Genomic DNA, 6,999 nt, shown 5'->3' with positions numbered 1-6,999 from the left:
CGCCGACGACCCGGAGGAGTACGGCCGGATGGTGCGCCGGACCGGGCTGCGGCCGGAGGAGGTCACCGGCTGGGAGCGCGCGGCCGAGTCGATGGAGATCCTCTTCGACCCGCACCGTGGCATCCACCCGCAGGACGCCCAGTTCCTCGACAAGGAGCTCTGGGACCTCGAGAACACGCCGGAGTCGAAGCGGCCGCTGCTGCTGCACTACCACCCGCTGGTGATCTACCGGTTCCAGGTGCTCAAGCAGGCGGACGTCGTCCTGGCCCTGTTCCTGCAGGGGCACGAGTTCACCGCGGCCGAGAAGCGTCGCGACTTCGACTACTACGACGCGCTGACGACGGGCGACTCGACGCTGTCCGCCGTCGTGCAGTCGATCATGGCGGCCGAGGTCGGGTACTGCGAGCTCGCGGAGCAGTACTTCCAGACCGCGCTCTACGTCGACCTCGCCGACCTGCACGGCAACACCACCGACGGGGTGCACATCGCCTCGACGGGCGGCATCTGGGGCGCGCTCGTCAACGGGTTCGGCGGGATGCGCGACCACGGCGGACGGATGACCTTCAACCCGCGGCTGCCGCAGTCGTGGGAGCGGATCACCTACCGGTTGACGGTGCGGGGCTCGCGCGTGAAGGTCGACCTCGAGCAGGACACCCTGACGTTCACGATCGAGCACGGCGAGGGCTTCACCGTCTGGGTCCACAACCAGCAGTGGGACCTCTCCGCCGACCAGCCGACGGTGGTGCCGCTGCCGCACCAGGGGCCGCGGATGACCGGTCGCGCGCCGACCACGAGCGACATCCAGGGCACGCTCCGGGCGGACGGGTCGGTCATCACGGCATCGATCCCGACGATCTCGCTCGAGCGGCAGTTCGAGGCGGACGAGACGACCGCGTAGGGCCCGGTCGGACTCCGCCCGGTCGGACTCCGCCCGCTCGGACGCCGGCCGGGCTGCGCGCGGTGGCCTGGAGGCGCTGCGCGCGGTACCGCGTCGGCGGTCGTCAGCGCGTGGTCGCCACCAGTTCGACCTTGCAGCGCTCGCCGTCCTCGAGGAACGCGGCGTGGTGGTCCGGGCCCCCGGCGTACGGGTGCCGGTCGGCGTACAGCTGCGCCCACCCGTGGGCCGGCGCGGCACGCCACAGGCGCTCGACGTCAGCGGTCGTCCCGGCGTGGAACGCCAGGTGGCTCAGCCCCGGACGGCGCCGGTCGTGCACCCCGTCGAGGGGTGCGGCCTCGATGACGACGTACGTCCCGCCCGCGATCCAGCTCTGCCCGTCGTCCCACCGTTGGTACGGCTCGTAGCTCAGTTCGCCGAGCAACCAGCCCCACGCTGCGACGGCCCGGTCGAGGTCGGCCACCCGGAGCTCGACGTGGTGCAGGGCACCGCGCGCCGCGACGCTCACAGGAGCTTCCGGAGCGTGTTCGTGTTGCGGGTGGTCGTGGTCCGCTTGAACCGGACCGCGCCCGCCCGCTTGGCGAACGTCGTGTCCGTGCTGGACCCCTTCGGACACGACCAGTAGACGACACCGGCCCCCCGTGCGACCCGTTCCACCGTGTCGTCGAGGGCGAGGTCCGCGAGCAGGTCGTCGAGTGCGGCGCCCTCCGAAGCGAAGAGGACGTAGTCGTGCCGGTCCGGCCCGGACGGGAACGGGAAGCCCTCGACGATGCCGGCGAGGTCGTCGTGACGGAGCAGCACGACCCAGGCGTCGTAGCCGAACCGATCGCGAAGCGCCTGCTCGACGTCCGCCTTGACGACCGACGCGTCGCCCGGGGCGGTGAACACGACGTTCCCCGAGGCGAGCACGGTCCGGACGTCCGCGTACCCGAGCGTGCGGAAGGTCGCGGCGAGGTCGGCGCTCCGGATCGTGATCCCGTTCACGTTCACCCCGCGGAGCAGGGCGATCCACCTGGTCATGTCGGGACCGTAGCGCGCCGGGCCGGTCACGTCCACGTGCGGGCGACGCCCCAGCCGCCGCCTTCGGGGACGATGTCGACGACGAGCGTCTCGCCGTCCTCGGCCGTCGCCTGGAAGCGCCATCCGACCGTCCGCTCGGGTGCGTGGGTGATGGCGGTGGGCAGTTCCGCCCGGGTCACGGTGAGCCGTGTGGGTGTGTCCGTGACCCGCCAGCGACGCCCGGACCACACCAGCCGGACGGGCACGCCGGCGGTCCACCAGACGGTCGCGGCCGTGTCGATGATCACCACGATGTCCTCCTCGTTCGAACGTGTGTTCGAATGGTAGGCCACGATCCGGCGACGGGCAACGAGGATGCGGTGGGCGGCCCGGAGCCCGGGGAACACCCGGGGGACGCCGACCTCGGAACGTCACGAGGACCGCTCCGGTAGACGAGAGCCATGACGGATCAGCAGCACGACGACCAGGGACCCGACGCCGCCCACCAGGTGCCCGAGGGGGTGTCCGAGGCGACCGTCGATGCCCTCGGCACGCTGTCCGCGGCGGTCGAGGTCATCGAGCACGCACGCGGCCTCCTCTACGGGTTCCACCGGCTCACCGGGATGGCGGACCTCAACCTCGGCGAGGCCGTCGAGCAGCTCCGGAAGGCCGGGCACACCGACCTCGCCGACCGCATCGACACCGAGCTGGTCGGGCGGAACGTGATCGCGGGGCGGTGGACGTTCCAGGTCATGGAGGACTACGACGACGGCTACTACGCGCTCGCCAAGGAGCTCGAGAAGGCCGCGCGTGACCAGCTGGTCGACGGCAGGCGGCACCTGTTCGAGGCGGGCATGAAGGAGGACCGGCGCACGCAGGGTCGACGCCACCACGAGGCGCTGCCGGCGGACCTGCCGAGCTGACGCGACCTGCGCCCCGCACAACCGAAGTCACCCCGAACCACGGCGATCCGTGGTTCGGGGTGACTTCGGTTGTGCGAATCCGCGGCGCACCGCGCACCGCGCGCCGCGCCACCGCGTCACCCGACGCCGAGCAGCGCCTCCAGCGGCCCGCGGGCGAAGTAGAGCAGGAAGCCGAACGCGACGACGTACAGCAGCCACGAGACCTCGCGACCGCGGCCGGACAGCAGCTTGATGAGCACCCAGCTGATGAAGCCCGCGCCGATGCCGTTCGCGATCGAGTACGTCAGCGGCATCACGACGATCGTGAGGAACGCCGGCAGTGCCGACCCGAAGTCCGTCCACGAGATGTCCGCGACCTGCGCGACCATGAGCGCACCGACGACGACCAGGCCCGCGGCGGCGACCTCGAGCGGCACGACCTGGGTCAGCGGCGTGAGGAACATCGACGCCAGGAACAGCACACCCGTGACGACGGACGCCATCCCGGTGCGGGCGCCTTCGCCGATGCCGGACGCCGAGTCAATGAACACCGTGTTCGACGACACCGACGCGCCGCCGCCGGCGATCGCCCCGACGCCCTCGACGACGAGCGCCGACTTGAGTCGAGGGAAGGTGCCGTCGGGCTTCGCGACGCCGGCGGCCTTCGCCAGGCCGGTCATCGTGCCCATCGCGTCGAAGAAGTTCGTGAAGACGAGGGTGAAGACGAGCATCGACGCGGCGAGCGGGCCGATGCGGCTGAACGCACCGAGGTCGAAGTGGCCGACGAGCGACAGGTCCGGCACGGCGAACAGCGCCGACGGGAGGCCCGGGGCGTTGAGGTTCCAGCCGGTCTTCGAGTCGACCGAGGTCGGCACGTGGAAGATCGCCTGCAGGATGATCGCGATGATCGTCGTCGCGACGATGCCGATGAGCAGGGCGCCCTTGACCCGTCGGGCCATGAGCGTGCCGATGATGACGAGCCCGATCAGGAACACGATCGTCGGCAGGGCCCCGACCGAGCCGTCCTCGCCGAGCTGCAGCGGCGGGGACGCGAGACCGGACGACCGGACGAACCCGGAGTCGACGAGGCCGATGAACGCGATGAAGAGGCCGATGCCGACGGTGATCGCGGCCTTGAGCTGTGCGGGCACGGCCGTGAAGATCATCGTCCGGATGCCGGTCAGCGCCAGGATCACGATGATCACGCCGTTGATGACGACGAGCCCCATCGCCTCCGGCCAGGTGACCTGCTTGACGACGCTCACGGCGAGGAACGAGTTGATGCCGAGCCCGGCCGCGATGCCAAAGGGCAGGTTCGCGACGACGCCCATCGCGATGGTCATCAGGCCGGCGACGAGCCCGGTCGCCGCGGCGACCTGCGCGTTCTCGAGCCAGCCGCCGGTGACGTCCTTCGCCGCCTGGTCGGCGCTGAACCCGCCGAGGATCAGCGGGTTGAGGATCACGATGTAGGCCATCGTGACGAAGGAGACGAGACCACCACGGATCTCTCGGGGGATGGTCGAACCGCGGCTCGTGATCGAGAAGAAGCGGTCGAGTCCGGATGCGACGCGGTTCCGGGGCGGCGTTTCGGTCTGCTGGGCGCTCACCGGAGGAGTTTACAGAACCCTGGGAGCGCGGCGCGCCGCGCTGGCGCGCCACCGGACGGGAGGCCCGGTCCGGCACCCCGGGGTACGTCGCGTTGGGTGACCGCTCGCGTTCTGCGGCCAGGCACGGTGTTGGATGAGCACGTGAACGAACGACTGGACCGCGCACGCATCGAGGCCGCGGTGCGCGAGCTCCTCCTCGCGATCGGGGACGACCCCGGCCGCCCCGAACTCGCCCGCACGCCCGGCCGCGTCGCCGACTCCTACGCGGAGTTCTTCTCGGGCATCGGGACGGACGCCGTCGCGATCGCCCGGGACGGTGTCGTGCACGCCGAGGACGGCGACCGGGGCCGGCTCGTCATCGTCCGCGACGTGAAGTTCCGCTCGGTCTGCGAGCACCACCTCCTGCCCTTCATCGGGGTCGCGCACCTCGCCTACGCGCCGGGCGACCAGCTCATCGGCCTCGGTACCCTCTCCCGCGTGCTCGACGCCGTCGCCTCACGTCCGCAGCTGCAGGAGCGGCTCGGTGAGCAGGTCGCGGCGACGATCGCCGAGGGACTCGACGCCACGGGGGTCCTGGTCGTCCTCGACGCGCAGCACCAGTGCGTGACGACCCGGGGCGAGCGCCAGACGGGCTCGTCCACCGTGACCGTCGCCGCCACCGGGACCCTCGCCGACCAGGCCGGGCGTGCCGAGGCGATCGCGCTGATCGGCGCTGGCGTCGGAACGGCCGGAGGACCCGCCGCCGGGGCCGACCGCGGGGCGGACGCATGACGACCGAGCAGCGCGAGCCGAGCCTCCAGGCCGGTGCAGCACCCGGCTGGGTGGTGCCCGACCTGCGCGACCCGGTCCGGACCATCGGTCGCCGCACGTTCGACTTCGACCACCGCGTCGCCGTGATGGCGATCGTCAACCGCACGCCCGACTCCTTCCACGACCAGGGCGCGACGTTCGCCCTCGACCAGGCCGTGGCCGCCGCCGTCCGCGCGGCCGAGCAGGGCGCCGACTGGGTGGACATCGGCGGGGTCAAGTTCGCTCCGGGCCCGGAGCTCTCCGCCGCCGACGAACTCGACCGCGTCCTGCCGGTCGTGTCCCAGCTGGCGCAGGAGTCCGACGTGGTGATCTCGGTCGACACCTTCCGGCCTGAGGTCGCGGAGGCGACGATCGCTGCCGGTGCCAGCGTCGTCAACGACACCACCGGCCTGTCCGACCCGCGGATGGCCGCCGTCGTCGCGGACTCCGACGCGACGGTCGTCATCACCCACTCGACCGCACCGCCCCGGCAGCACCTCCCCGTCCCGCCGCACTACGACGACATCGGCCGCGAGGTCGTCGACTTCCTCCGGGAGCGCGTCGACCGGGCGCTCGCGGCGGGCATCCCGGAGTCGCGGATCATCGTCGACCCCGGACACGACCTCAACAAGAACACCGTGCACACCCTCGAGCTGACGCGCCGGCTGCCCGAGGTCGTCGCACTCGGCTACCCGGTGCTCGCCGCGGTGTCCAACAAGGACTTCGTGGGGGAGTCCCTCGGGCGTCCCCGCGGCGCGCGTCTGTCCGGATCGCTGGCTGCGGCGACGGTCAGCGCGATGCTCGGGGCGCGGATCGTCCGGATGCACGACGTCGTCGAGAGCGTCGACGCCATGCGCATGGTCGAGGCGGTCCTCGGCTGGCGCGAACCCGTGGAGGCGAGGCACAACACGTGAACGCACTGCCGACATCGATCGCCGACCTGGCCGACGACGACCTCCTCGAGCTGTACCGGGCCGGCGTGCCGGACGGGCCCTGGCTCCGGGTGAACTTCGTGACCACGCTCGACGGGTCCGCCTCGGCGTCCGGTCGCACGGCCGACCTCGGCGGCGACGACGACCTGCGGGTGTTCGACCTGCTCCGCCGGACGGCCGACGTGGTCCTCGTGGCCGCCGGGACCGTCCGGGACGAGGAGTACGGGCCGATGGTGCTGCACGACGCCGACGTGGCGTGGCGGCGGGCGCGCGGCATGCCCGACCACCCGGTCTTCGCGATCGTGAGCGGTTCGGCGTCGCTCGAGGCGACCTCCCGGGTGTTCACCGAGGCGCCGGTGCGGCCGGTGGTGCTGACCTCGGGGTCCGGCGCCTCCTCCGAGCGGGGGCGGGCGCTCGCCGAGGTGGCGGACGTGGTGGCGTGCGGGGACGACTCCCTCGACGTGACCGCAGCGGTGCGGGCACTGGTCGACCGGGGGCTCGAGCGCATCCACTGTGAGGGCGGCCCGTCGTTCTTCGGGGCGCTCATCGGGGCGGACCTCGTCGACGAGCTGACCCTGACGGTGGACCCGACGCTCGAGGGCGGCGAGGGACCCCGGATCGCGACGGCCTCCTCGCCGGAGCTCCGTCGGATGCGGCCGGCCCACGTGCTGCTCGGCGACGGTGGCGTCCTGCTGACGCGGTACGTGCGCGCCTGACGCGCCGGCGCCGCCCGCGGCGCCGCCGGCGCCGGCGGGGGCGGGCGCGTTGCCGAGTCTCGTCCTGCGCGACGGTTCTCGTGGTCGCGGCCGCGAGAACCGTCGCCCACCCCGAGTCTCGGGGCGCCGGGCCCGAGTCTCGGGGCGCCCACCCCGAGT

9 protein-coding genes are annotated in these 6,999 nt (G+C 72.3%); 5 read left to right on the top strand and 4 right to left on the bottom strand.

Translation table 11 applies throughout. The features are described 5' to 3' along the window. Window positions 1-898, top strand: an 898-nt coding sequence (locus tag IEY20_RS05330) for a glycosyl hydrolase family 65 domain-containing protein (RefSeq protein WP_188888947.1), incomplete at its 5' end; no start/stop codon positions are given. A gap of 103 nt (window positions 899-1,001) precedes the next feature. Here the strand turns inward: IEY20_RS05330 and IEY20_RS05325 are convergent. From IEY20_RS05325 to IEY20_RS05315, 3 genes are read right to left on the bottom strand one after another with little or no spacing between them, the layout of a single operon-like run. Then, complete coding sequence (locus tag IEY20_RS05325; protein WP_022902349.1) at window positions 1,002-1,403, bottom strand: VOC family protein; 402 nt, start codon at window positions 1,401-1,403, stop codon at window positions 1,002-1,004. Continuing rightward, entirely contained in the window at window positions 1,400-1,915 is a 516-nt protein-coding gene (locus tag IEY20_RS05320) for a DUF1697 domain-containing protein (protein WP_175328327.1), read from the bottom strand. The genes IEY20_RS05325 and IEY20_RS05320 overlap by 4 nt, the downstream gene beginning before the upstream one ends. Before the next feature lie 26 nt (window positions 1,916-1,941). Next, the gene (locus IEY20_RS05315; RefSeq protein WP_175328326.1) at window positions 1,942-2,205 is read right to left on the bottom strand and encodes a hypothetical protein; all 264 of its coding nucleotides are present in this window, start codon (window positions 2,203-2,205) and stop codon (window positions 1,942-1,944) included. Window positions 2,206-2,355: 150 nt separating this feature from the next. Between IEY20_RS05315 and IEY20_RS05310 the strand changes: the two genes are divergently transcribed. Next, the gene (locus IEY20_RS05310) at window positions 2,356-2,817 is read left to right on the top strand and encodes a hypothetical protein (protein WP_175328325.1); all 462 of its coding nucleotides are present in this window, start codon (window positions 2,356-2,358) and stop codon (window positions 2,815-2,817) included. Between the two features lie 116 nt (window positions 2,818-2,933). Here the strand turns inward: IEY20_RS05310 and IEY20_RS05305 are convergent, their stop codons facing one another. After that, window positions 2,934-4,403 (bottom strand): NCS2 family permease, encoded by a 1,470-nt coding sequence (locus IEY20_RS05305; protein ID WP_022902353.1) that lies wholly within the window; start codon window positions 4,401-4,403, stop codon window positions 2,934-2,936. Window positions 4,404-4,544: 141 nt separating this feature from the next. Between IEY20_RS05305 and folE the strand changes: the two genes are divergently transcribed. The 3 genes from folE to IEY20_RS05290 are packed head-to-tail and all read left to right on the top strand — an operon-like array spanning window position 4,545 to window position 6,840. Further along, window positions 4,545-5,174 carry a GTP cyclohydrolase I gene (folE, locus tag IEY20_RS05300; protein WP_022902354.1) on the top strand — a complete coding sequence of 210 codons (630 nt, stop codon included), beginning with the start codon at window positions 4,545-4,547 and terminating at the stop codon, window positions 5,172-5,174. Further along, complete coding sequence (folP, locus tag IEY20_RS05295) at window positions 5,171-6,106, top strand: dihydropteroate synthase (RefSeq protein ID WP_022902355.1); 936 nt, start codon at window positions 5,171-5,173, stop codon at window positions 6,104-6,106. Before folE ends, folP begins: the two co-directional genes overlap by 4 nt. Next, entirely contained in the window at window positions 6,103-6,840 is a 738-nt protein-coding gene (locus IEY20_RS05290) for a pyrimidine reductase family protein (protein WP_229727882.1), read from the top strand. Before folP ends, IEY20_RS05290 begins: the two co-directional genes overlap by 4 nt. Window positions 6,841-6,999 lie beyond the last annotated feature (159 nt).

The sequence above is a fragment of the Curtobacterium luteum genome, from assembly GCF_014646995.1.
Lineage (GTDB): Bacteria > Actinomycetota > Actinomycetes > Actinomycetales > Microbacteriaceae > Curtobacterium > Curtobacterium luteum.
This window is presented reverse-complemented; position numbering and strand designations above follow the sequence as displayed.

Coding starts and splice junctions, on each gene's coding strand:
- folP (WP_022902355.1), top strand. CDS start 5,171: ATGACGACCGAGCAGCGCGAGCCGAGCCTCCAGGCCGGTGCAGCACCC.
- IEY20_RS05310 (WP_175328325.1), top strand. CDS start 2,356: ATGACGGATCAGCAGCACGACGACCAGGGACCCGACGCCGCCCACCAG.
- IEY20_RS05320 (WP_175328327.1), bottom strand. CDS start 1,915: ATGACCAGGTGGATCGCCCTGCTCCGCGGGGTGAACGTGAACGGGATC.